At 45.8% G+C, this 24,029-nt stretch carries 21 protein-coding genes; 5 read left to right on the top strand and 16 right to left on the bottom strand.

Annotated elements, in window-relative coordinates:
- Window positions 1-79: 79 nt before the first annotated feature.
- From BUB19_RS22255 to araD1, 4 genes are all read left to right on the top strand, one after another.
- Window positions 80-655, top strand: coding sequence for an RNA polymerase sigma factor (locus tag BUB19_RS22255; protein WP_073097886.1), 576 nt, complete (start codon window positions 80-82; stop codon window positions 653-655).
- Window positions 642-1,919: a hypothetical protein gene (locus tag BUB19_RS22260; protein WP_073097888.1), complete on the top strand. Its 1,278-nt coding sequence runs from the start codon at window positions 642-644 to the stop codon at window positions 1,917-1,919. Before BUB19_RS22255 ends, BUB19_RS22260 begins: the two co-directional genes overlap by 14 nt.
- Before the next feature lie 119 nt (window positions 1,920-2,038).
- Window positions 2,039-4,978: a PVC-type heme-binding CxxCH protein gene (locus BUB19_RS22265; RefSeq protein ID WP_073097890.1), complete on the top strand. Its 2,940-nt coding sequence runs from the start codon at window positions 2,039-2,041 to the stop codon at window positions 4,976-4,978.
- Between the two features lie 199 nt (window positions 4,979-5,177).
- Entirely contained in the window at window positions 5,178-6,140 is a 963-nt protein-coding gene (araD1, locus tag BUB19_RS22270) for an AraD1 family protein (protein ID WP_073097892.1), read from the top strand.
- A gap of 189 nt (window positions 6,141-6,329) precedes the next feature.
- On the opposite strand, the gene BUB19_RS22275 is transcribed toward araD1, so the two are convergent.
- From BUB19_RS22275 to BUB19_RS22330, 12 genes are all read right to left on the bottom strand, one after another.
- Complete coding sequence (locus BUB19_RS22275) at window positions 6,330-7,196, bottom strand: alpha/beta hydrolase (protein WP_073097973.1); 867 nt, start codon at window positions 7,194-7,196, stop codon at window positions 6,330-6,332.
- A gap of 35 nt (window positions 7,197-7,231) precedes the next feature.
- Window positions 7,232-8,200, bottom strand: a complete 969-nt coding sequence (locus BUB19_RS22280; RefSeq protein WP_073097894.1) for a ThuA domain-containing protein — start codon at window positions 8,198-8,200, stop codon at window positions 7,232-7,234.
- Window positions 8,201-8,384: 184 nt separating this feature from the next.
- Window positions 8,385-9,728 (bottom strand): sulfatase, encoded by a 1,344-nt coding sequence (locus BUB19_RS22285; RefSeq protein WP_245802929.1) that lies wholly within the window; start codon window positions 9,726-9,728, stop codon window positions 8,385-8,387.
- A 111-nt stretch (window positions 9,729-9,839) separates the two neighbouring features.
- Window positions 9,840-10,142 (bottom strand): hypothetical protein, encoded by a 303-nt coding sequence (locus tag BUB19_RS22290; RefSeq protein ID WP_073097896.1) that lies wholly within the window; start codon window positions 10,140-10,142, stop codon window positions 9,840-9,842.
- Window positions 10,143-10,337: 195 nt separating this feature from the next.
- Window positions 10,338-10,715 carry a PIN domain-containing protein gene (locus tag BUB19_RS22295; RefSeq protein WP_073097898.1) on the bottom strand — a complete coding sequence of 126 codons (378 nt, stop codon included), beginning with the start codon at window positions 10,713-10,715 and terminating at the stop codon, window positions 10,338-10,340.
- The gene (locus BUB19_RS22300; RefSeq protein ID WP_073097900.1) at window positions 10,712-10,918 is read right to left on the bottom strand and encodes a type II toxin-antitoxin system VapB family antitoxin; all 207 of its coding nucleotides are present in this window, start codon (window positions 10,916-10,918) and stop codon (window positions 10,712-10,714) included. The genes BUB19_RS22295 and BUB19_RS22300 overlap by 4 nt, the downstream gene beginning before the upstream one ends.
- Window positions 10,919-11,091: 173 nt before the next feature.
- Window positions 11,092-12,189 (bottom strand): hypothetical protein, encoded by a 1,098-nt coding sequence (locus tag BUB19_RS22305; RefSeq protein ID WP_073097901.1) that lies wholly within the window; start codon window positions 12,187-12,189, stop codon window positions 11,092-11,094.
- A gap of 18 nt (window positions 12,190-12,207) precedes the next feature.
- On the bottom strand, window positions 12,208-13,587 hold the full coding sequence (locus BUB19_RS22310; RefSeq protein ID WP_073097977.1) for an FAD-dependent oxidoreductase: 1,380 nt from the start codon (window positions 13,585-13,587) through the stop codon (window positions 12,208-12,210).
- A 67-nt stretch (window positions 13,588-13,654) separates the two neighbouring features.
- Complete coding sequence (locus tag BUB19_RS22315) at window positions 13,655-15,100, bottom strand: RagB/SusD family nutrient uptake outer membrane protein (RefSeq protein WP_073097903.1); 1,446 nt, start codon at window positions 15,098-15,100, stop codon at window positions 13,655-13,657.
- Window positions 15,101-15,146: 46 nt separating this feature from the next.
- Window positions 15,147-18,461, bottom strand: a complete 3,315-nt coding sequence (locus BUB19_RS22320) for a SusC/RagA family TonB-linked outer membrane protein (protein ID WP_073097906.1) — start codon at window positions 18,459-18,461, stop codon at window positions 15,147-15,149.
- A 158-nt stretch (window positions 18,462-18,619) separates the two neighbouring features.
- Window positions 18,620-19,735 (bottom strand): FecR family protein, encoded by a 1,116-nt coding sequence (locus BUB19_RS22325; RefSeq protein WP_073097909.1) that lies wholly within the window; start codon window positions 19,733-19,735, stop codon window positions 18,620-18,622.
- Window positions 19,736-19,992: 257 nt separating this feature from the next.
- A complete protein-coding gene (locus BUB19_RS22330) occupies window positions 19,993-20,592 on the bottom strand; it encodes an RNA polymerase sigma factor (protein ID WP_073097911.1) in 600 nt (199 codons plus the stop codon).
- Between the two features lie 130 nt (window positions 20,593-20,722).
- Here BUB19_RS22330 and BUB19_RS24300 point away from each other — a divergent pair, with 130 nt between their 5' ends.
- Window positions 20,723-20,893 carry a hypothetical protein gene (locus BUB19_RS24300; protein WP_178371558.1) on the top strand — a complete coding sequence of 57 codons (171 nt, stop codon included), beginning with the start codon at window positions 20,723-20,725 and terminating at the stop codon, window positions 20,891-20,893.
- A 147-nt stretch (window positions 20,894-21,040) separates the two neighbouring features.
- Here the strand turns inward: BUB19_RS24300 and BUB19_RS22335 are convergent, their stop codons facing one another.
- From BUB19_RS22335 to BUB19_RS24305, 4 genes are read right to left on the bottom strand one after another with little or no spacing between them, the layout of a single operon-like run.
- Window positions 21,041-22,021 (bottom strand): MlaD family protein, encoded by a 981-nt coding sequence (locus BUB19_RS22335; RefSeq protein WP_073097913.1) that lies wholly within the window; start codon window positions 22,019-22,021, stop codon window positions 21,041-21,043.
- Complete coding sequence (locus BUB19_RS22340) at window positions 22,018-22,764, bottom strand: ABC transporter ATP-binding protein (protein ID WP_073097979.1); 747 nt, start codon at window positions 22,762-22,764, stop codon at window positions 22,018-22,020. Before BUB19_RS22340 ends, BUB19_RS22335 begins: the two co-directional genes overlap by 4 nt.
- A gap of 4 nt (window positions 22,765-22,768) precedes the next feature.
- A complete protein-coding gene (locus tag BUB19_RS22345) occupies window positions 22,769-23,542 on the bottom strand; it encodes an MlaE family ABC transporter permease (protein WP_073097915.1) in 774 nt (257 codons plus the stop codon).
- A 49-nt stretch (window positions 23,543-23,591) separates the two neighbouring features.
- The gene (locus tag BUB19_RS24305; protein WP_178371559.1) at window positions 23,592-23,744 is read right to left on the bottom strand and encodes a hypothetical protein; all 153 of its coding nucleotides are present in this window, start codon (window positions 23,742-23,744) and stop codon (window positions 23,592-23,594) included.
- Window positions 23,745-24,029 lie beyond the last annotated feature (285 nt).

Raw genomic sequence — 24,029 nt, forward strand, 5'->3', positions numbered from 1 at the left:
TTGAAATTTTTACGATAACTAAAAATTTTTCTATTGGCAGGCAACCCCCCTTGCCCTTTTACCCGTGATGTAAATACATATGCATCTGCACGAATCTCCTAAGTTAAAAAAACTCATTGACCAATGTTGCCGGGGTCAGACAAAGGCCCAGTATGCACTGTTCAAACAAACGTATTCCTATGCCATGGGAATTTGCGCACGCTTTTCCTCAGGCCCTGAAGAAGCCAAGGAAATTCTCAATGATGGTTTTCTGAAGGTGTTCACCCAAATCAAACGCTATTCTCCGGACTTATCCTTTGCCGGCTGGATCCGGCGGATCATGATCAATACGGCCATTGACCATTACAGGAAAAACAAAAAATACACCGAAAGCCATACAGGTATCGAACAGGTTCCCGACAGACCTGATATGAACCATACACTGGCTCAGATGCATTCAGAGGATATTCTCCAATTGGTACAAGACCTTCCCCCGGCTTACCGGATGGTATTCACCTTACATGTGGTAGAGGAATTCAGCCACAAGGAGATCGCCGGAATACTTGGAATTTCCATGGGTACTTCCAAATCAAACCTCTCCAAGGCAAGGCTGAGACTTCAGCAGGCGTTAAACAAAATATCCACTTCAACAGAACAGGTATATGGAAAAGAATAAAACAGATCGCCTGATCAAGGAAAAACTGGAGGCATGGCACCCCGTATTTACCGAGGCTGCCTGGGATGATTTTGCTCCTCATCTGCAAAACAGTTATTGGTGGAAATCCTGGTGGGGTCTCACTACTATCGCAGGGATACTGGCAATCGGCATGTACCTGTTGTATTCCTCCACCCTCATCGAAAACCCTGGTGATGCGGTACGAAAAATTAACAGTGAGGGATCAGCAGCCTTACGGTCTTCGGAAATTCCAGCTCCATCGAACCCATCTGCTTTGGATAGCCTGGATGATAATCCGGAAAGCGATCGACCAGCATCGATTCAAGCCTCCTTTGACAAAAGGACAAGGTCAGCCATAAATATTGTCCCAGATGGGAAAGCATCAGTTGCAAATTCCCGCACTAATATCCAGGCTGTAGAAGCGAAGGCCCCCGATGCAGTATTTCCAAATGGGCTGGTCTTTAAAAAGTATTACGAGACTACACATTCCGAATATAAAGCTCGAAACCATTATGCTGACCTGAAACTGATCCAACACTTATTGGGAATCGAGGAAAAGAGCTTAGACCAAGCCTCCGCTTCCGTCAAGGGAACCGGCAACTTATTTGAAATAAAAGAATCAGCCCATTGGGACCTATCCATAGGCCCGCAAATGAATTGGCTATATCCTGTGGATGGTTTCAGCACCACGCGACTGCCCTTTTCGGAAGAATTATTTTCCTGGCGTGCTCCGGGAATAGGTATTGCCCTGGAGCTGAATCAAAAATGGTCTTTTAATACCGGAATAACGGGTGCTGGTACGTCAAGTTATATTACCGTGGGAGAAGGGTACCCTACGCAAAAATTGCTTCATTTTCCCGATTGGTCCGAAGTCAACTATGTCGTTGATCATATCAGAATAGAAAACAGACAGCTTTTTATTCCGCTGACTCTCCGGTACCAACAGAAGATTTTCGGTAATTTTGGTTTGGCGATTCATTCCGGACTTGTTGTTCAGCACCTCGGTAATCAGGACTTCTTATACAGTCGGCCCGGAGTTTCCTCCTCTCCCTCATTTGCTACCGCTACAGACCAGCAAAAATGGCAACTGTCTTATTCCCAGTTTGGTATGGGATTTTACTACAGGTTGTCAAAACGACTGTCCGCTTATTTAAATGGTGACTATTGGTATGCTATCCAGCCGATTGGTGGTGAAAGACACCGGTACCAGCTAGCGGGGCTTTCCCTCGGTATCAATTATCATTTATTTCCCAGGAAACAATAATCTTGTCAAGAGACCAGGTAGGACTTTCCTTTGACGACTTTTTTTTCTACTTTTAGCCTTACCTCTGGAATAAAAGATGTCTTTACACCAGTAATTTATCCATTAAATTTTGCCCAAAAATGCCAAATTCAATCTTAAAGACAGGTGATTCAAAGCAATCAATTGCCCTCGCTGGATCATTGATCCTATTTATATGCCTTTTCAGTAGTGGTTGTCAGCAGGAAGCCCCCCGGCAACCTTTTTCTTTGGGTGAAAAATATTATGACGACAGCACCGGACTGTATCTGCCTGAAGATCTGCAAGCCACTTTATGGGCGGAATCACCCCAGTTTTTTAATCCTACCAATATGGATGTGGATGCAAAAGGAAGAATATGGGTGACAGAGGCACTCAATTACCGTTTATTCCGGAATGATCCCGAAAAATTTAAAAACCACGCAGCAGGAGACCGGGTGATGATATTGGAAGATGCGGACGGCGATGGGGTAGCCGAATCCTCCAAGGTGTTTGTACAGGACGAGGATTTGACCGCACCTCTGGGTATTTCCGTGATCGGCAATAAGGTAATCGTTTCTAGTGGCCCGTCTGTCATCATCTATACCGACGAAAACGGTGATGACAAACCAGATAACAAAGAGGTGTTTTTAACCGGATTTGGAGGCCTGGATCATGACCATGGATTGCACGCAGTAGTAGCCGGACCGGACGGCAAATATTATTTCAATGCAGGAAATGCCGGTCCACACATCGTCACTGATAAAAGTGGCTGGACGCTACGCTCAGGGAGTTTGTATAATGGTGGTTCTCCCCATATGAAAGACAACGAACCGGGAATGGTGAGTGATGATGGCAAAATGTGGGTGGGAGGGATCGCCTTGCGAATTAACCCGGATGGCACAGGCATGAAGGTGCTGGGCCATAATTTCCGAAATTCCTACGAACTGGCTCTGGACTCCTATGGCAATATGTGGCAGAATGACAACGATGATGATGGCAACAAGGGCGTTCGTGTTTCCTGGTTGATGGAAGGTGGTAATATGGGCTATTTCAATACCGATGGATCCAGGAAATGGCAGGCCGATCGACGTCCCGGCCAAGCTACCGTGACTGCCCACTGGCACCAGGAAGACCCCGGCGTCATTCCCCTTGGAGACAGCACAGGTGCAGGCTCCCCTACTGGCGTCACCTTTTATGAAAGTGATCTGCTGGGCGAAAAATACAGGGGTACACTGATGGCTGGCGAGGCCGGAAGAAATGTCATTCTGGTCTATAAACCAGAACCCAAAGGAGCCGGATTCGAGCTGAACCGACACAACCTGATCACCTCCTTGCAAGAGGAGGAAGTGGAATCGGCAAAAAGCCGGGCCACGGATGCGGATAAGACAAAATGGTTCCGTCCCAGCGATGTACTGGTGGGAACAGATGGTGCCATCTATGTGGCTGATTGGTATGACGGTATGGTTGGGGGCCATAGGATGATTGACAGTACCGGTTATGGCCGCATATACCGCATCACACCTAAGGGTAAAAACCTTCCAAAACCTGAAATCGACCTCTCTACCAAGAGCGGACAAATTGCCGCGTTATTGAACCCGGCTGTCAATGTTCGAAATGCCGGCTTTGCATTACTGGCAGCACAAGGAAGCGAGGCATTGGAGGAAGTGAAAGCTATTTTGAAAGATGAAAACCCCTACCACCAGGCCCGGGCAATCTGGCTTATGTCTCAAATGGGTACGGCCGGCATCTCAGAAGTTGAAAAGCAACTCGATGCTGACAATCCTGATTTGCGGTTGACTGCATTCAGGGCTTTGCGTCAGGTTAAATCTGATATCTTACCGCATGCGAGGGAATTAAGTGCAGATCCCTCGCCGAAAGTCAGACGTGAGGTAGCAGTGGCCCTGAGGGATATGCCTCTGGAAGCGGTAGAAGAAACCTTGATTCAATTGGCCTCTCATCACGACGGCGCAGACCGCTATTATGTGGAAGCCCTGGGATTGGCTATGGACGGAAAGGAAGAAGATATTTATCCTGCGCTAGAAAGGGAGCTTGGATCTGATCCTCTGGATTGGAAGCCTGGATATGCCGATCTGCTATGGCGCCTCCATCCCAGACAGTCCATCGCTGGATTGAAAGCACGGGCCATGGCAAATCAACTCTCCGCTGCACAACGACAAAAGGCGGTAACCGCACTGGGCTTTATCAATGATCAGGAAGCCGTCAGTGCCATGCAGGAAATCGCTGCATCAGAAATTACGGATGTTAAGGACCAGGCTTTGTGGTGGCTTAGGTACAGACGAAATAACGATTGGAATGGTTTTGAAATGGAGATCCCGGAATTGGAAGCCAATCTAAGTCCTGAAATTCAGCAGGAAATGCTCGCTCACAAATCGGTACTGGAAGACAAGAATGCGTCCATGGAGCAAAAAATCACCGCTGCAAATGCAATGGCCAAAGACAGGACCGGCGGATACATGCTGCTGGCGCTGGCCGAAAGGGAAGCCCTGTGGCCGGAATTGATGGATGCAATAGGACCCTCCATTTTTGACAATCCGGAGCAAGCGATTCAGGTCCTTGCTGGTGACTATTTTGAGTATGCCTCACATGACGCGGTGCTTTCTCCTGATCGCATTAGCAATCTGGAAGGAGACCCACAAAAAGGTAAACTCGTCTATCAGGGTAAATGTGCTACCTGCCACCGCATTGGAGAGGAAGGCCGGAACATTGGTCCGGACCTGGGCATGATTGGCGCCAAGCTGGACCAGCAAGGGCTGCTCGACGCCATCATCAATCCCAGTGCAGGAGTTGCATTTGGATATGAAATGTGGTTGATCACGCTGAAAGATGGGACTGTGGCAGCAGGCTTCCTTCAGGCAGATGGACCCATAGTGGTGTTGGAAGGCATGCAAAATGAAGTGTACAATATTCCTGCTGAAGACATCGCTTCCAGAAAAAGGTTCAACACGAGTATTATGCCCGATCCCGGTCAACTGGACATGAACGAGGAAGATCTGGCACATCTCACGGCTTATTTGACGGGGTTGAGCGGGGAAGGAGGTTGAGGAAGATTGAAGGAGATTGAAAGAGATTGAAGGAGATTGAGGGAGATTGTACAGGTAGCCTGAAAATTATTCTCTGTTGTATCCTTTAGATTGCTTTCGAAATGAAGCGTCAAATATGCATGTAAATGCGATTTATTCCTTGTCTTTTACGGCTGACCATGCTAACTTTTCCCTTCTGTAAACCTAAATTCAAATACCCTTGAGAATCGTACAATTCAAAAATAAGGACAGCAGCACGCAGGTAGGCCTGGTGGAAGGGGAGCATCTCCGTTTGCTACAAGATATCAAAAGTACCTATGAATTGGGCCGGATGGCCTTTGAAACCGGAAATTCGCTTGTTAAACTCGTCGAAGAGCGTGCAGGCAATGAAAGGGTGAATTATGAGGCGCTTATTTCCAATAATCAAATCCTGCTCCCCCTGGCGCATCCAGATCCCTATCGTTCCTGGATCACTGGAACCGGACTAACCCATTTGGGTTCGGCTGCCTCCCGGGACAAAATGCACCAAAAGCTAGCCAGCACTGACTCCGAAGAATTAACTGACTCGATGAAAATGTTTCAGATGGGCCTGGATGGGGGCAAAATGCACGGCGAGATGCCTGGTGTTCAGCCGGAGTGGTTTTATAAAGGCAACGGGCTTTGTGTGGTTCCTACGGGGCATCCACTGCTCTCACCTGCCTTTGCCCTGGATGGCGGGGAAGAACCTGAGCTGGCAGGCCTGTATATCATAGATCCGACAGGACAACCTTTTCGCATGGGCTTTGCTATTGGGAATGAATTTTCAGATCATAAGATGGAGAAAATCAATTACCTTTACCTGGCTCATTCCAAGCTGCGCCCGAGTGCCTACGGGCCGGAAATGCTGATCAGCGAGCTCCCGGATCACCTGCAGGGCATGAGCAGCATAAAAAGAGGAGACCAGGTGGTTTGGCAAAAAGAATTCCTTACCGGAAATGCCAATATGAGCCATAACATTGCCAATCTGGAACACCACCATTTCAAATACGAGCTTTTCAGACAGCCCGGTGATGTGCATGTACACTATTATGGCACAGCAGTGGCAAGTTTTGCCGATGGGATAGAAGTGCAGGACGGGGATCGATTCGAAATACAGATTCCGGAATTTGGGAAACCATTGGTGAATCCGATGAGACTGGTATAGAGGGAAGGGTTGAGGGAGATTGAAGGAGATTGGAGGCAGGTGGGATGGCGTAAGGCTGAGTCTTAGGCTGATAATGGCTAGCTACAAGCTGCCTTTTCAGGCTTTTTCTTACAGAGCGGCGCGGCCAGGCAACTCAGACGTTGGATTAAATAAGAATCAGAATTGAAGGGAGTGAGCCAAAGCATTATCCTACAATATGTAACTTCCAAAGAGTTTGGGGCTCACAGGTTTAAAGAGCAATTGAGAGAACTGGTAGAGTCCGCTTTTCCACACCTTAAAATCATGGCCGCCCGGTTCGATATAGTAGATGTGCGGAATATTATGCCTGTCCAGGTACTCGTGCGTGCGCTCGCTGAAACGTAACAGCCGGTCTTCATCTCCACAGGATAGCCACAAAACTTTTAAAAGATCCTTTGCCGCCTGAGGATCTGGAATCAATGCTTCAGGTGCTTTGGTATTAGGTGCTGCAGAAAACGCGCCCACCCAGGCGAAGCTGTCGAGATTACCCAAACCAAAATTCAGAGATTGCCCTCCGCCCATGGAAAGGCCGGCTAAAGCCCTGCTTTCTCTATCCTTTATCACCCGGTAATTGGTTTCAATGAATGGAATAAGGTCATTCAAAAGATCCTTCTCAAAGGTGGCAAATGCGGCAACTTTTTCAGGCTCCATCACATTTCCTCCGGCACGATCATCTTTCATGGCCCGGCCATTGGGAAGAACTACGATCATTGGCTCCAGCTTTCCATCCGCATAAAGGTTGTCCAGAATAACATGAGGAGTCCCGCCCCTCAACCACTCTTCTTCATCTCCACCTATGCCATGCAACAGGTACAGGACGGGATAGTTATTTGCCTCCGAATATCCAGGGGGCAAATAGACGAAGGCCCGCCTGACTGTATCTACCGCTTTTGAGTCATAATGAATGGTGTCTATTTTTCCCCTGGGAATTCCGGTTCTTTCCTGGTCAAAATTGGCAGCGGGCTGCTTTTCGAAATCTTGCGCATTGATGCCGCCACACAATAGCAGGCTGATCAGGCAAACAAACAGGTTCTTCATTTTATTCGGTTTGATTTTTAAGTGCTTATGGCTTTCTATTTCCATTCCATTGTAGGGTTTCTTAAGCTTGGTGAACCAGCCGTAGGAAAATCAGGTGGAACCGGAAAATCCACTTTGCCTGTGGCCAGCCATTCGGTGACCCGGACCACAGTGGTTTGGTAACCCGCACAGCGGTAAGCCGGAGGATAGACCTCCCCTTCCCAAAGGTGCCCCAGTGATGAATTATAAACCCTGCCTTTTCCGTACTCAACCACCCATTCTACCGGCCAGTTTTGTTGGGTACTTGTGCTATCATTAGCATAAGATAACACCTCAATATTTTTTGCATCCCCTCGTGGAAAGTAGTAAACTTCGGTATTCACCGTCTGCCAGGCATCGGGATAACCCAGATTGATCGGGTGGCGGTTTAAAATCTGAATAAGGGCATTAAAACGCTCACCATGCCCGGTACCTTTCCCCTCACCTGGGGGATATTGTTTTATATGTCCCTTTGGGTCAATTTCCAATGCCGTACCTACCGTTTGAGGCCTCCAGCCTAGCCCTATCATTTCATTATAAGCTTCCCAATGAGCAAATGCGTTGTTGGCCGAATGAAGGATATACAATCCGCCTCCCCTGGCCACGTATTCTTCCAATGCCCTTTCGGCATCTTTGGGCCACCTTAAAGTTGAATTATGGATATTATTGGTATTTTGAATGACCACAGCATATTGGTCGAATACTGGCTGCCAGGACTGCATCGTCAGACTGTCTTCAGGAACTGTGCTTATATCAACTTTAAACAAACCGCTTTTTTCCAGAATCCATTGGGTGACGGCTGACGTTTGTTGCCAGTCGTGGTTGCTGAACCCATCCACAATTAAAACAGGGATCTTATCGGATGACTGCGCCCGAATCTCGGATTTAAGGAATAAAAATAAATTCAGAAAGAACACCAGGCGAATCAAATATACCCAATTCGATCGTTTATCAAAATTACGAAGCAAGCAAATGATTTGGTACATAAGACTCGGGTTTATTGGGCAGCTATTCAAAATTAAAATCCAAGTTAATTTAAATGACACCTTAAATCCAGTAAATGGCAAAATAAAAACAGGATTGATCTGGGTTGATTGGGAAAAAGATTGAAGGAGATTGATGGGAGATTGAAGGAGATTGAGGGAGGTCATTTATCAACTACTAAATCCTCTATTCACTTTGCTCCTTTTTCTGTTGTCGAAAATAATCATTGTTGTCATAGCGGGAATCTGCTGCCCATTTTACATTGATTTTTGGCAGGTGCTGCGCCAACTCCGATTTGACGGGGGCGTATTTTTCCTCCCCGGCTACATTGTACCACTCATTAGGGTCTGCTTTCAGGTCATACAATTCTTCTGAACCATCCTCATAGCGAATATAGCGATAGTCCTGGCTGACAACCGCATGGTTATTCCGGGCCCATGTGGCGATGGCAGGGGTGGTCCATTTACTCCTGGGGTTTTTCAGCAAGGTTAAGATGCTTTTGGCTTCAATATGCTGTGGATTAGGGAGCCTGGCCAAATCCGTGAGGGTGGGGTAAATGGAAAACAATTCCACCGGAGCGTCAACACGCTGGTTTTTGGGGATGCCAGGCCCGGCAAAGATCAGGGGAGAAATGGTGGCCCTGTTCCAGAGCGCCACTTTGGCAAAGGTGCCCTTTTCTCCCAGCCGGTAGCCGTGATCTGACCAAAGCACCACAATGGTGTTTTCTGCATGGGGACTTTCTTCCAGGGCTGTCAGCACCTCCCCTATATAATGATCCACAAAGGAAACACAGGCCAGGTAGGCATGCAGGATATTTTTCCATTGCCTGTTTTCTATGGCCCATTCCGTCGTAGGCATCATGGGTAAATCATCAATTTCAAGGGCAATCTGTGGCAGGTCTTCCCGGTCATTTTCCAGATAGGCCGGATAATGAATTTTTGCCGTATCGTAAAGATCAAACCATTTTTGAGGTACATGCCATGGCACATGAGGGCGAAGAAAACCGATGGAGAGGAAAAAGGGCTGATCATATTCTTTTTGAATCCTTTCAATGGCCCATTTGGCCGATCGGTAATCCGGCATCTGCTCATCCCGCTCCGGAAAGGCACCCCAATCAGTAGAAGTGCCCCTTTTGTCCCAGTGGAAGCTTTGTGCCGGCTTGGGTCCGAAGCCGCTTTCCCTACCGCCGCTTTCGTCCAGTAAACCATCAGGAGCGTGGTTATGAAAAATTTTCCCTACACCCATGGTGTGGTATCCGGCATCCTTGAAATACTGGTGAAGGAGGGTGACCTGCTGGGTGGACTCGTTGGTTTCTTTGATTTTATTGTCATCAATAAACCCATATATACCTGTGGTAGAGGGTCTCAAACCAGTCATAATCGCCGTTCTTGACGGACTGCACATGGGAGCCTGACATTGGGCATTGGCAAACAATACCCCCCTGGAGATTAATCTGTCCAAATTAGGAGTGATAGCATCCGGGTGACCCATTCCACCGACAAAATCGTTCAGGTCGTCCACAGAGATCATCAGGATATTGGGTGGTTGAGAGTCCTGGGCTCGTACCCAAACTATGTTTAATACAAGTAGAAAAATAATACAAGGCAAAACTTGGTAGGGATTTTTCATCATCAACAAAAATCAGATTAATTCAATATGGTAAAGCACCAAAAACAAGAGCACCAGGTTTATAACTGTCCTTAAAATAGCAAACAACCAGTTCCTGCGCATTTTTTTTTCTTCTTCGTTATTCAATACCTGATAAAACAGTATGCCTATCAGGATGATATTAACAGTCAAAATAAGTAATGACAGGTATCCTACCCAGTGGGGCCAGTTCAAATACACCATCAAACCATTGAGCACATAAGCTGTCATGGTCAGGAAACTCGTATTGTTATGCAGCTCCTTGGGGTGAAAAAAAGAAATTGGATTGGCTTCCACAATTTTAATTTGGATAAAAAATCAGAGAAAATCAAATAAGGGTTTTTTTTAGGGCTTGGGCCTTCTTGCCTGTTGCCAAATGACCAGTTAGAAAAGGGGTATAATTCGTACAGCTTCATTAGAGATTGAAGGAGATTGATGGGAAGAGATTGAGGGAGATTGAAGGAAGGAGATTGATTGAGGTTGGTTTTAGGTTTAAAACAAAAATTCATATCCCACAACTTGCTTCAGTTTTTTATCCAACGTCCAGAGTTGGAGTTCGTTTTTCTGTACTGCATTAAAAATTACCGCATCGATTATTCCTACTCCATGATGAACCAAGCCAGAATGATAAGAAAGAAAACCAGATTCCATCACCAAAAAAGGTTCATCCAAAGTGGGAACCAAAGATGCATACTCCAGGATAACATTCACCTCTCTTTTGCTTTTTGCACCTTGCAACAGTTCTGCAAAAATAAGCTCAAGGCCGAACACCCTGCCATTCTCAAGAAGTTCCTGGCAAACATTAAAGTATTTGGGATTTCCCTTCAGGTATTCAATCCAGATGGAAGTATCGAACACAACACCTCTCATTCGCGATTCAAGTCCCGTAATTCCTTCGAAGCGTACCTAAACGCCAATGGTTCATTCAAAACCGTGGCTCCCAGTTGCTTGATTTTTTGGGTTCTGATGTAAGCAATTAAAGCGATTTTTACCGTTTCTGTGATTGTATCTGCCTTGGATAATTCCATGGCTTCCGCTATCAATTCGTCAGGAATAATGGCTGTAACTTTCATACTTTTAAATTTTTACGAATATACGATAAAGTATCGTATTTTCACCAGTTAATAAAAGCAAAATTCTAAACCATTTGGACCAACAGGATTTTACTTATATTGGTGGAGCTGTATGCGATTTAACTCCCACAATAGAAAAAGCCAACGGTCTCCCCTTTGCAACAGGGATCCCTTTATTGATCAGGAATGCTGTCATGTTTCTCCAGAAACTGTAGCACCTGACGCTCCACAAAACCGTTTTCATGGGGTATCATTCTGCCCAGTGCTTCATTTAATCTGGCTGAATGGATGCTATGTGCTGAATATAACTTCAGTAGCTTTACCAGCTGCGGACCATTTACCTGGCTAAGGTTCTCCATTGAATGATCCACTACCGCCGGATTTAAATGGGCTGCTTCAGCCAATCGATCAAAAATCAGGTTTTCTATGCCCGCGTCTACCTTACCGATAAGCTCGAAAATCCGAAGTTGCAGTTCATCCGATCCCAGCTGTTCTATTGTAATGGATTTCAACAAAAGGTAGGACTGGAAATATTCATCCTCAAGCAATACTCCGACCAATCCATCAATCACCAGATCATTTAGCTCTCGAAGTAAGCCAAGGCGTTCGAGGGCCCAGGTTCTGTCCGATTGATCAGTACTTTGAAGAATTTCTGTAAACAGATGTGGATCCAGGCCGCTTTCTGTAAGTGCTGTTACTTGCTCCTGAACGGGTCCGTGCACGATTTGATAAAGCTTATGGGTGGTATAAGCCGCTCCTGGTACGACATAAGCCAGTACATCCTTTGCTGTGGCACCCGACAAGCCGTCTACCGAAGCATGGTCGGATGCCGAATGACCCACCAGATCCTCAAACGCATAATTGCCCAACGGAAGAAACGGATCAGCCAAAAGCTCGTGCAGTTGCTCGTATTCGCCGGCAACAAAAGGCTCATGATCCTGCTTGCTCAGGTACTCTCCATCAGAGAGCTCAAATCCCAGGTATCTTCCGGTAATGTTCCAGTACAGCCTGATTTTCAGCGGCCGGCATTTGTTATCGAAACACACGCCGGTATGAAGCTCCAGATAATAATTTACAGGAATACCGGCAGCTCCGCCCTTTCGAGGCATTTCCTGCCGGTATAAGGAATCATTGATGGGTATGCTGACCAGACTGGAAGAATCCGCAATGGATATGGTAGCAGGCTGAAAATACCTGATATCCTCGGTTTCTCCATAAAAAAACAGGACCAGATAAAGCCCGGGCAATACACATTTTAACCAACTGACCATCCAATTTTTATCTTTTCACTATACTTCCGGCACAATTCCCCCATGCTCCTTCAGCAATGCTTTCAACTCATCCAGGGGGACCTGCGCTGGCGTTACCTTGTGTTTGATAGCCAATACTGCCGCTGCAGCAGCTGCCTGGCCCATGCCCATACAAGATGCCTGTACCCTCAAAGCAGAATTGGCGAGTCGATCGCTACTGAGACAACGTCCTGCTACCAGAAAATTTTGGCTGCCCTTCGGTATCAGTGCCCTAAGCGGGATGGTAGCGACCACATCTTCTTTCAGAAACTCCTGATAAATGGATTCACCATCCCTATGCAAATCAATCGGATAAAAGGAATAAGACAAAGAGTCGTCAAAAACCCTTCCTGAGACATAATCCTCATGACTTATTTTATAAAGTCCGTCGATCCTGAAAGTTTCCCTTACTGCTGTTTCGGTCTGTGCATCCATTAATTTTAATTTCTCGCAACCGGGAAATTTCCTTAACGTTCTGATCAATTCCAACAAGGAAGCTCTGCCTTCGATATTGGCTTTGGTATGCAATTCGGCTGTTGAAGAATCAGCACCGGGCACATAGACATAATTATAGGGCACAGTAGGAGGGAAATTATTAACTGATGATTCTACTTTCACATCTTCGTTGATGAGCATATTTTGCCTGAGCCTGCTATGGTATTCCTTTGGTATTTGGGAAAGATCGAGGGATTCGAAATCATAACCCCCGATCCGGAAAATGAAGGATCCCGGTTGGGTATCCGCCTCTCTGAGAAGGGGAAATCCGGCAATGGAAGCTGCGGCCGCATTACCGCTGCAGTCGATGATCTGGTTACAGCTAATTTCATTGGCAATTCCCTTTCCCACGGTTTCCACAGTCCATTTTCCTTTATTCTGCTTAATGGAAGTCGGCGTTTCATAATAGTGTATAGCCACTCCGGCCTCCCTGCACTTTTCTTCTGCCAGCAGCGCATAAAGGGATTTGTTGACGGTTACCTGGTGTCTCCAATGACGAATGGTATCGTTATTAGGAATAATGGAAAAGTTGGGCAGGATATCATCATTTAACTCAACGGCTTCCAGCACCAGCTCCCAACCTATGCCTCCGATGATTTGCTTCCCCCAGGCATGGAATATCCCGGGAAAGGATACCCCACCGGTGGTGGTGGTCCCTCCCAACTGACTGCCGCTTTCTATCAGGGTGGTTTTGGCCCCTGCCCTACCTGCCTGTATGGCGGCCACGACACCGGCAGTTCCTCCGCCAACTATTAAAATATCTGTTTCAATTTTCTGTTTTTGAACGCGATATGGCGATGCCAGCCTTTCACCTTTTGAGAGCTGTGGAGCAGTCAGCCCCACGGATAGGGCCCCCATTCTGGCAATCATTTCTCTTCTTTTCATTTTCATTTGGTTTGAACGAACAAAGCTGCCGGCCAAATGGCCGGCAAGTTTAGGTTTGCTTTACAATTTAATATCCCGGATTTTGATCGGTGGAAGGATCTATAGCTCCATTGAAATTGACCTCCTGTAAGGGGATTGGCCACAGGTAATGGGCTTCTGCAATTTGCAGTCCCTTATTTTTCATGACCATTTCCTGAGCTTTACCCGTTCTTTTCAAATCCAGCCATCGTTTTCCTTCAAACTGAAATTCATAAGCCCTTTCCTGCAATACAGCGTCCAGGAAAGGTTCGACGTCCGACGGGGCGAATTGGTAATCAATTGCGGAAGCTTCAAATATTGGGTTTCCGTAAGCCCGTCGTTTCACCTGATTCAATGCAGCAAGGGCCGGCTCGCTGACTGCGCCCTGATTTCTGACAGAAGCCTCTGCAAATATCAGCAACACTTCAGCATACCTGTAAATGGGAAGGTCATTGCCAGCATCATTGCGGCTTATGGCTGCGTTATCCACATATTTACTGCTGACCAGGGTGTTTGGGCCTAATCCAAAATCGATCTGATCCCACAGCGCCTTCCGGATATCCCCCTCATCCCATTCCATATAAAAAGGATTGGTAGCGTCACTGTAGTGTGCATAAGCTCCGCCAAAATTGAATAAACCCGTGCTGGGATGGTTCAAAATCCATAGCATAAAGTTTCCCTGCCCAAGTTCTCTTGCATACTTGAGATAAAAAATCTCTTCCGTTGTAGAAATCAACTCCGGGCCAAAAATATCCTGACGGATGTCTTCCACCGAATTGATTTCTACCAAAGCAAATTCGTCAGAAGCGATTACCTCGCTACTTTTTTCCATGGCCAGTTGATAATTTTCCAGGAAGAGGTGCACATCCGCCATCAAAGTTTTGGCTGCATAAACTGTAGGCCGGCCAATGTGCTTTGCTGTTGGAAGTAAATGGCTCTCTGCAAAGCCCAAATCCTCCAATATCAAATCGTAAACCTCCTGAACGGTACTCCTGGGAAGATCGATTTGCTGCATATTTTCTTCGGTCCGGAGAGGTACCCCTCCCCAGTTTCTTACCAAATCGAAATAAGCCAGCGCTCTTAAAAATTTAGCTTCTGCCAAATAGTAATTGAGGTCTTCCTCACTAATGTCAGTACCATCTGGCGCATTAGCGATCACCAGGTTGGCGTTTCGGATGGCTTGGTAGAACGAATTCCACCTCGAGCCCGCTGTATTGATATTGGTTGCATTTAATCCAGCAAAATCATTGTATTGGGCCCTGCTTCCTCTACCATATCCCCAATCGGTGTGCGCATCCAATATGGCAATTTGTTCAGCCCTTGTTGACCTGAGCGGACTGTAAATTGCATTTACTGCAGTTTCTACCTCTTCGGCGGTATTGTAGAAGTTTTCAACAGCTACAGTTTTCGGCTGCTCGATCAACAAATCCTCACATGCCGCCAGGGTCAATAGGACAGGCAGCAATAATACGTGTGCTATATTCAGATTTTTCATGGTTATTATCGAATTTAAATGATGATTAGTTTACAGCAATCGCTACCTAAAACCCAAGCCTCAGGCCCATAGTGAGGGTTTTTGGTATGGGATAACTGTAATGGTCTATACCCAATTGGGTACCAGCTCCCCTGGAGTTTACCTCCGGATCCCACCAGGAATACCCGGTAAGCGTGATGAAATTCTGTGCACTGATATAAACCTGTGCACTATTCAGGGATTTGTTGACCAATTTACCGGACGGAAAATTATAGGCAAGCTGTATATTTCTAAACCGGAGGTAAGAACCATCCTCAACAAACCTATCTGAAACCCTCACTGCCGTGTTCCGGCTGATTCTGGGGTATTTGGCAGTTGTATTTTCAGGAGTCCAATGGTCGTACAATACCTCTTTGGGCATGTTCATTCCCTGTCCGAAATCCAAAGTGCTTGGAATCGAACTCACATTGAATATATCATTCCCATGGGACCCCTGAATGAAAAAGCTAAACTCAAAATTCTTATAATTCATACTGGAATTAAGACCATAGATAAAATCCGGGTTTGGATCCCCGATGTAGGTCTTATCTCCTTCATTAATGATCCCATTATCGTCTCTGTCCACAAACCGGATGTTTCCATTTTCATCGTACCCATCTTCTTCAAAGCCCCAAAACTGTCCTATAGGTCGACCCTCCCTTAGTATGGTCACATTGTCACCCACTACCAACACGCCTACAAATGCGCCTAGGATGTCTTCTCCGTTGTGCAGACTGACCACCTTATTACGGTTAAAGGCCATATTACCAAATAAATTCCACTTAAAATCCCTATCCATTACCTTTGCATCAAGGCTCAGCTCTATGCCTTTATTCTGGACCTTGCCTACATTCTGGACGGTGGTGGTAAAGCCCAGGGAACTGGGTAAGCGTACCGTATTCAGGAGGTCACGGGTGTTTTTAATGTAGTAATCCGCATTGAAAATAAAACGGTCATTCAAAAATCCTACATCCAATCCGATATCTATCTGCTCGGTAGTTTCCCACTTCAGATCTCCTGGCAGCACCGTACTAGGAGCAAAGGTGTTGAAAAGCATGTTTTCAAAAATGGTATTGCCTGGATTCAATTGGTTTAGGGTGGCATAGGGTGAAATGGCCTGGCTACCGGTCAACCCCCAGCTTGTCCTCAGCTTTAGGTCAGAAAGAATTGAACTTTCTGACACGAAAGGCTCCTCGGATAGCCTCCAGGCGAAAGCCCCCGAGGGGAAATAGCCCCATTTGTTACCCGGACTATACCGGGAAGATCCATCCGAACGAAAACTAAAAGTGAAAAGAAACCGCTCATCATAGGTATAATTTATCCTGCTCAGGTAGGACAGCAATACGGATTGGGCATACCCGCTACTTGGTATGCCCGGGTTTTGCGCTGCTCCCAGGCTGTGGGTTTCGAAAGCATCGCTCAGGAAACCAACACCCCCTGCGCTTAAAAAAGTAGTAGTAAAATCCTGGTAGGTAAATCCCACCACCGCATTTAGCTGATGTGCTGCGCCAATTGTCTTATCATAACTTAAGGTATTTTCACTTAGCAAACTTCTGAATTGGCTGGTACTGATATTTGCGCTTCCCTCAGAATTGAAAAAATTCCTGCTTGTATAGCTATCGGTCCGGTCATCTCTGTTTTCAATACCGCCTGAGATTTTTAAGGTCAATTCCGGTAATGGTTTGTAAGTAAAGGCCAGGTTGGATAGCACTACATTGGCCTTAACTTCATTGAGCTGTTCGTTAATAAAATTTAAGGGATTGATGATATCCGGAGCAATAAAGGGAAATTCATTCCCCAAAACATTGTAGGTACCGTCCTCATTATAAGGTTGAGAGATGGGTGCTGCTGATATGGCTGCTCCTATCATGGAATTGCCCCGCTGTCCGCCTCCACTGTCCCGGCGCTCCGTTTTCAGGTGGCTGAGTGTATTGTTAAAGTTGATCGATATACGGTCGCTTATGGTATGGTTGATATTGGCCCTCAGCGAAAACCGGTCATAATCGCTACCTTTTATGATCCCATCCTGCCCAAAAAAACTGCCTGAAATGGCATACTTGGTTTTTGCATTGCCTCCACTTACATTTAGAGACGTGGACAAAATGGGCGCGTCCCGGAATATCAGGTCCTGCCAATCAAATCCCTGCCCAAATCCTTCAATTTCCTGATCTGTAAAGTACAGTGGAATATTGTCATTGGCAGCCTGTATATTTTGCAACCGTGCATATTCAGTGCCGTTCATCAGGTCCAGTTTTTTTCTCAGACTTTGTACACTATAACTGGTTTCGAAGTCCACTTTGGAAGTCCCTTCTTTGCCTTGCTTGGTAGTGATCAAAACAACACCGTTGGCACCCCTGGAACCATATATGGCAGTAGCTGAGGCATCTTTTAGTACCTCGATACTTTCAATATCAAAATTGTTTAAATTGGTGGGGTTTCCAGAAAACGGAAAACCGTCAATGACATATAGGGGTTCATTGCCTCCCTGTATGGAATTGGTACCTCTTATTCTGACACTTATTCCCGATCCCGGGGCACCGCTATTTTGAATCACCTGTACACCTGCAGCCCTGCCAGAAAGTGCCTGCATTACATTCGTGGTCGGAAAAGCATTGATCTCCTCTGATTTTACCTGAGAAACCGATCCGGTCAGATCACTTTTTTTCACCGTACCATAGCCTACCACCACCACTTCTTCCAAAGCGGAATCGTCCAGCTCCAATTGCACATCATACTGTGTCTGATTGCCAACGGTGATTCTTGTGGGCTGATAACCAATAAAGGAAATCACCAAAACAGCCCCCTCTTCCACATTGATAGAAAAATTTCCATCAATATCTGACACAGTACCGGTACTGGTATTTTCCACGGTAATCGTGGCCCCGGGTAACGGCTCTCCATTTTCATCTTTCACCGTTCCGGTAACGTCTATCGGAGCCAGTTCTGCTTCTCCGGAGACCGGGTTCTGCCCAACCTGTTGCCCGGTTTTCCGGACATGAATATTCCGGTTTATCTGCTTAAAATACAATCCCGTCTGCTGGCCAATTATTGATAAAAGGTCATACAAACTTTGGGACTGGCTATCTGTGGTCACCTTCGGAACGCCTTCTAATTCTTTATCGGTATACACAAAACTGAATCCGGTCATTTTCTCAATGGTCGAAAACGCCCTTTCTATCCTTACCTCCTCAAAGGTGACGGATATCATTACTTCTTCAATATCTTTGACCTGAGCAATGCCGTTGGAGGCAAATAAAACGCTCATCGACAAAAGCTGAATCAGAAACGCATAAGTGAATAGTTTGGTCATGCGTATGACATGTAATAGTATAAGATTTTTCATACCTTTACTTTGTTTGTTTTAAAACTATGGTGAATGGTTTTGGATAAACATGCCCCGGAATTCCGTCAGATAGTTTTCCGGAGATTGATTTGGCCGGGGATGTTGGCGCATTCCCGGCCTACTTTTTCAATTGGGTTTATTTCATAGGCAACTTTTACTTAGTCTTTAAAAATGATTCTTACATCCTCGCTATCAATTGTGAATTCAAATCTCGCCGAAAACTTCAATCCTTCCAGAACATTTTCCAGGGTCTCATCTTGAAATTTTCCCGAAAGCAATACTTGGTTGAGAGGCCTGTTTTCAATAGAGATTTGGACCCCATACCAATTTTCCAGAACCCGGATGGCTTCCATCAATGGCGTTTCTTTAAAAATGATCCATTTCCTGGTCCAGCCGATTACCAAATCTTTATCAAACCTGGTCTTGGCCAATTGCTCCTTTTCGGTATCGATCACCAGGCCTTCACCGGGAAGTAAAGTGACGGCCTCGTTCGCGTCCTCTTTCATGTCAACGGCCACTTTGCCTGTCAACAGGGAAATATTCACAGTTTCCCCGGCGTACGCCTTGACATTAAAGCTTGTGCCCAAAGCGGTGGTAGTCGAACCGCGGGAATTCACCGAAAAAGGTTTCAGGGAATCCCGGGCCACACTAAAGAAAGCCTCCCCCTCTAAAAAAACCTCTCTCCTGTTCTTTTCGAAATTTTTCAGGTATCTTAACTCACTTCCGGAATTGAGAATAACCACCGATCCATCGCTTAAAGTAAGATGTGATTTTACCCCCGGAACAGTCTTGTGTTCAACGTAAACACTCTCAGGAGTATCTGTTAGGGGAATAACAGGTTCGGAATAAATCCATCTGAATAAAAACCCCATTCCTATGGCCAGGGCCAATATACCCGCCACCCTGATACCAAATGCATCAAAGAGGTATCTCCGAGAACCCCGGTTTCGGGCTACACTTTCCAGCGTGCTCACCGCATGAATAGGAATCACCTTATCTTCTTCCTGCACATTTTCCGCTGCCACCGGTTCTGACATTTTGGTCGCGATATCTTTCCATAAGCCCGACATCTCGCGATCTGACAAATCCGGCTGCTCTTTGCTTTCCAATCGCAGGATAATAGCTCTGGCATCCCTGGCAGCCTTCTGCTTATGGGGATATTCCAATAATGCTTCCTGCCAATAAAGATTCAATGCAGCGTTGGGATGCAGGATCCATTTTTTGAAAGAAGGGTCCAATACAAAATCCTCTGTGGTATAATTGGAGATATTCATTATCAGTCAAATTCGACCACATAAGTCCGGTGCCAATAAAATCTATCCTTAATCCGGAGAAAAATTTATTTTTTTACAGATAAATTAAAAATTACTAATTAATGTTACGAATACTTCAATATATCCGAAAAATATTATTTATTTAAAATGGAATTTCTGCCTCAATGCAGTAAAGAAAATGCTAAGAAAAATGCCTTGCCACTGAGAATACGGATCTCCGGCGCCAGGATCCCAGATCATCCTTGACCCACCGGCGCTTAACACCAACAAAAAATCAGGAATACCAACAGCAATCGCTTTTTCAAATTAGCGATTGCCTTCCAGGCCAGGGAATACGCAGACTGAACATTGATTCCCATGATGATACAAATATCCTCATAGGAGTGGTTTTCATAATACAGCAAGTGCAAAACTTCTTGTTGCCTGCCCGGCAAAGATTCCAGGGCGCTTTGAAGATGCTTTCTTTTTTGCAGATTTGTCACCGCACCCATCAAATCTACTTCCGGATCTATAGACAGCCTTTCTTCAATTTCCGGGGTCAAATTGCTATACTTCTTTTTTTCCTTTCCGATTTCCTTATGAATTTTGTTGCTCAGACATTTAAACAGATAAAGTTTAACATTATCGTTGCCCTTTATGCTATGCCTGTAACGCCAAATGGTAAAAAATACATCCTGAATACAATCTTTCACCAAATTTCTGTCCGCTTTTATGGCCATACCAAGCCTGAAAAGTTCTTGGGTATATTTTACATATAGCGTTTCCAATCCCGAACTTTCATCATTCTTGATTTGCTGCCAGCAAACTTTATCGTCGGAATTCTCCTCGTGGGGCTCGAGACCTCTTTCTGTGCGCATGTAATGTCATTCGGGTTTATTGCCATCGAAAATAGGTATTAATACATATATTTAAAAAGGAATAGGGCTTTATTGTGCAAATCTCATCTGCTACTTATATCAAAATCAGAAAAGTTTAAATACCCGGAACATGTTTCAAGCAAACGAATGTAATTTTGGTGATGATGCCCTCCTCCCCAAAGGCCCCTTGCTTCTTCTGAATAAAAGAAGAAAATATATCAACAAATCCCAGCAGGCAAACCTTGCGATAAGCCTGTTTCCACCAATACAAGGTTTTGGAAGCATTGATTCAAAAGAATAGGAAAAGACAAAGGAATCCGGAAAAGGTACGGCAATATAAACTCAGTACCCCAGCTCTAAGCGTCTTTATAAAAAAATCTACCGCATCAGGTGGACAGCCCTGCGCAATCGCCGCACCATATCGAAATACCAGGGCACAGAGGCCCAATCACTGATTTGCTGCGTTCTTTTCCTCTTTTTCCAGCCTTTTAAAGTACCTTCTGAATAAAAAATTGGACCGCATTGCTTCCATATTGGTATCGAACTTCTCGGTGCTGGACTCCAGGTTCATCAGTGTCTGCGTCAAGGTGGCCCGGAAAAGAGAGTCTTCCAAAATTAACCCAGCCGTTCCTTCACCAGCTTTCACTCCCCCGATCAGCTGATTGAGGTGCCGTAGTACCAACTGTGTCTCCGCCGTAGTCGATTCGATCTGCACCAGGCTTCGCTCCACGCTTGCCGTCATCACCGAATCCGAAATCAAGGCGCCTGCCAAACCATCACCCTTTTCGATGTTTTCCAGCAATTCCTTCCCGGCCAGGGCCATCTGTGTCACCTGATTCCCCGACAGGCGAAACGAGCGAATCGCTTCTTTCATCTCCGCCAGCAGGAGGGTATCCGAGAGCGTATCCCAGAGATTCTCGTTTTGGTTGATCTTTTCTGTGATTTCAGATAGGTTCACCAGTGTATTTTGCAGGTAATCGCCCGAACTGGTAAGCTGTCGAAGCATGTCCTCAGTGCCAACTTGCTCCAGAGGAATCAGGACATCCCCCTCTTCAACCGGCGATGACTCTCCGTCCTGCGGGTGTATTTGCAGAATTTTGTTCCCGATCAGCCCATCGGTATTGATGGTGGTTCGGGCATTTTTGAGAATGAAAGGCGTCATTTTTCTGCGAATCAGGAGATCCACCTGAATGGTATTTTCATCCAGCACATTGATGTCACTCACCGTGCCCACATTCATCCCCTTGTACAACACGTTATTTCCTGGCAATAACCCATTTACATCTTCCATTTCTACAAAAACGTGCATGGATTTTCCCAGGATATTCTGATTCCTCCCGATCATGTAGAGCGAAAAGACGAGAAACAGTAAACCTGCGATCACAAGTGCGCCAAGCTTCGCATTGGATAATTTTCTATCTGTACTCATAGTCCTTCAAAGAATTCCCTCACCCTGGGGTCTTGGTTTTTGATTAAATTTTCAAATGTTCCTTCCGCATAATTCCTACCTTCAATCAGCATAATGATGCGGTTGGCAGTCATTCGGATACAATTCATGTCGTGCGAAATGATGATGGAAGCAGTGTTGTATTTTTCCTGAATCCGGTTCATCAGCTCACTGATTTCTCTAGCGGTAATCGGGTCCAAACCGGTGGTCGGTTCATCATAAAGAATAACCTTTGGCTTGAGAATAATTGTACGGGCCAGTGCAATTCGCTTGCGCATTCCTCCGGAGAGTTCGGCAGGCATCATATCGATGGTATGCAATAGGCCTACATCATCCAATGCTTCTTTCACCGCCGATTCGGCATGTATGGCACGCTGCTCCCTGGTCCAATGCCGGCGAAGCGGGAATTCGAGATTTTTTCGGACGGTCATGGAATCGTAGAGCGCATTGCTTTGAAATAAAAAGCCCACATCGGCGCGAAGCAAGTCCATTTCGTCCTGATCCAACAGGCTGATGTCCTGATCAAAAACCGTAATCCTTCCGCTGTCCTGTTCAATCAACCGGATAATGCATTTGATCAAAACGGATTTCCCGGAACCTGACTTTCCAAGAATCACCAGGTTCTCTCCCTGCGAAAGCTCAAGCGAAAAATCCCGAAGCACGTGATTCTGCCCAAAGGATTTATTCAGGTTTTTTACCTCGATGATGGACTTGCCTTTTTCCATAAAATCAGGTAAGCCCCAGCACATCGGCTACTTGAACCGCGATCAAATCCAATATAAATACCAACAGCGAAGCCACAATCACTGCCGTGGTCGCAGACCTTCCTACTCCTTCGGTTCCCTTTTGAGAATGGTAGCCTTTGTAGCAGCCTACAATGCCAATGGCAAAGCCAAAGAATATTGTCTTGACCATAGCCGGTACAAAATCCCCAAAAATCAATACCTTATAGGCCTGATACCAATACAACGACCAACTGACATCTCCTTTTAAATTTGCCCCCAAATAACCTCCGTACAAGGAAATCGCAATGGCCAAACTGGAAAGAATTGGTACCATGACTGTGGAGGCCAAAACGCGGGTAATGACCAGATATTTGAAAGGATTGGTTCCGGAGACCTCCATCGCATCGATTTGTTCGGTCACACGCATCGATCCCAGTTCTGCGCCAATTCCAGAGCCTATTTTACCCGCGCAAATCAAGGCTGTAATCACCGGCGCGATCTCCCGGACGAGCGAAACAGACACCATGGATGGAAGCATAGACGCTGCCCCAAACTCCACCAGGGTAGGGCGTGACTGTATCGTCAAAACCAGCCCCATGATAAACGCGGTAATACCTACAAGTGTAAAGGTCTTGTAACCGATGAAATAGCTTTGATTTACAAACTCCTCCCACTCCTGCCGGGGTTTACTGACTTCCCGGAAAAAACGGCTCGTAAATCGGGCAATTTCTCCTGCTTCCTGAAAGAAAGGCGTATTCAGTTTATTCAAAAGTGCCATAGATTGGGTTCATGGGTCTATAATTTACATGGCCATAGCCTGCCCCGTATCACAAGTGGGGGTAGTTTTTGCCGATCTCATCAGGATGAGGTCGCATGGTTTCCTCCCGATAGGTATTGGAGCTATAGGAGCATCTCAATATATACAGGTAACATAGTGCCGGACTGCCCCAGACAGGCTCCGTTTCGTTTCCCAAATTCATCAACTTTTCTAAGAAAAGCCGTTACATAGGTCAAGTCTATTTATGATAAAAATCAGTAAAATTTAAAGCTCCGAAACATTTTTCTACCAAACGAATTCTATTTTGGTGATAATAGCCTCATCCCAAAATCCTCTTGCCTCTACGGCTTTCCTGAAATGTACGGAAAGAAACCGCCGGGAATAAACCTGAATCAGACAAGAATACCGCAGGAGTTTCCCTGCCGGAAACTGATCCCTTATCAGGATAGGAGAATGGAATACTTGGACTACATTAAGGTTGTCTTAA

It is taken from the genome of Cyclobacterium lianum (assembly GCF_900143075.1).
In the GTDB taxonomy this organism is placed as follows: Bacteria; Bacteroidota; Bacteroidia; order Cytophagales; family Cyclobacteriaceae; genus Cyclobacterium; species Cyclobacterium lianum.

What these genes read in the sequence shown, in the direction of transcription:
- BUB19_RS22300 (WP_073097900.1), bottom strand. Translation starts at nt 10,918, where the DNA reads ATGAAAGTTACAGCCATTATTCCTGACGAATTGATAGCGGAAGCCATG.
- BUB19_RS22345 (WP_073097915.1), bottom strand. Translation starts at nt 23,542, where the DNA reads ATGGCACTTTTGAATAAACTGAATACGCCTTTCTTTCAGGAAGCAGGA.
- BUB19_RS24300 (WP_178371558.1), top strand. Translation starts at nt 20,723, where the DNA reads ATGTTTCAAGCAAACGAATGTAATTTTGGTGATGATGCCCTCCTCCCC.
- BUB19_RS22295 (WP_073097898.1), bottom strand. Translation starts at nt 10,715, where the DNA reads ATGAGAGGTGTTGTGTTCGATACTTCCATCTGGATTGAATACCTGAAG.
- BUB19_RS22330 (WP_073097911.1), bottom strand. Translation starts at nt 20,592, where the DNA reads ATGCGCACAGAAAGAGGTCTCGAGCCCCACGAGGAGAATTCCGACGAT.
- BUB19_RS22325 (WP_073097909.1), bottom strand. Translation starts at nt 19,735, where the DNA reads ATGAATATCTCCAATTATACCACAGAGGATTTTGTATTGGACCCTTCT.
- BUB19_RS22275 (WP_073097973.1), bottom strand. Translation starts at nt 7,196, where the DNA reads ATGAAGAACCTGTTTGTTTGCCTGATCAGCCTGCTATTGTGTGGCGGC.
- BUB19_RS22265 (WP_073097890.1), top strand. Translation starts at nt 2,039, where the DNA reads ATGCCAAATTCAATCTTAAAGACAGGTGATTCAAAGCAATCAATTGCC.
- BUB19_RS22280 (WP_073097894.1), bottom strand. Translation starts at nt 8,200, where the DNA reads ATGTACCAAATCATTTGCTTGCTTCGTAATTTTGATAAACGATCGAAT.
- BUB19_RS22335 (WP_073097913.1), bottom strand. Translation starts at nt 22,021, where the DNA reads ATGAGTACAGATAGAAAATTATCCAATGCGAAGCTTGGCGCACTTGTG.
- BUB19_RS22310 (WP_073097977.1), bottom strand. Translation starts at nt 13,587, where the DNA reads ATGAAAAGAAGAGAAATGATTGCCAGAATGGGGGCCCTATCCGTGGGG.
- BUB19_RS22285 (WP_245802929.1), bottom strand. Translation starts at nt 9,728, where the DNA reads ATGATCTCTGTGGACGACCTGAACGATTTTGTCGGTGGAATGGGTCAC.
- BUB19_RS24305 (WP_178371559.1), bottom strand. Translation starts at nt 23,744, where the DNA reads ATGAATTTGGGAAACGAAACGGAGCCTGTCTGGGGCAGTCCGGCACTA.
- BUB19_RS22340 (WP_073097979.1), bottom strand. Translation starts at nt 22,764, where the DNA reads ATGGAAAAAGGCAAGTCCATCATCGAGGTAAAAAACCTGAATAAATCC.
- BUB19_RS22315 (WP_073097903.1), bottom strand. Translation starts at nt 15,100, where the DNA reads ATGAAAAATCTGAATATAGCACACGTATTATTGCTGCCTGTCCTATTG.
- BUB19_RS22320 (WP_073097906.1), bottom strand. Translation starts at nt 18,461, where the DNA reads ATGAAAAATCTTATACTATTACATGTCATACGCATGACCAAACTATTC.
- BUB19_RS22255 (WP_073097886.1), top strand. Translation starts at nt 80, where the DNA reads ATGCATCTGCACGAATCTCCTAAGTTAAAAAAACTCATTGACCAATGT.
- BUB19_RS22305 (WP_073097901.1), bottom strand. Translation starts at nt 12,189, where the DNA reads ATGGTCAGTTGGTTAAAATGTGTATTGCCCGGGCTTTATCTGGTCCTG.
- BUB19_RS22260 (WP_073097888.1), top strand. Translation starts at nt 642, where the DNA reads ATGGAAAAGAATAAAACAGATCGCCTGATCAAGGAAAAACTGGAGGCA.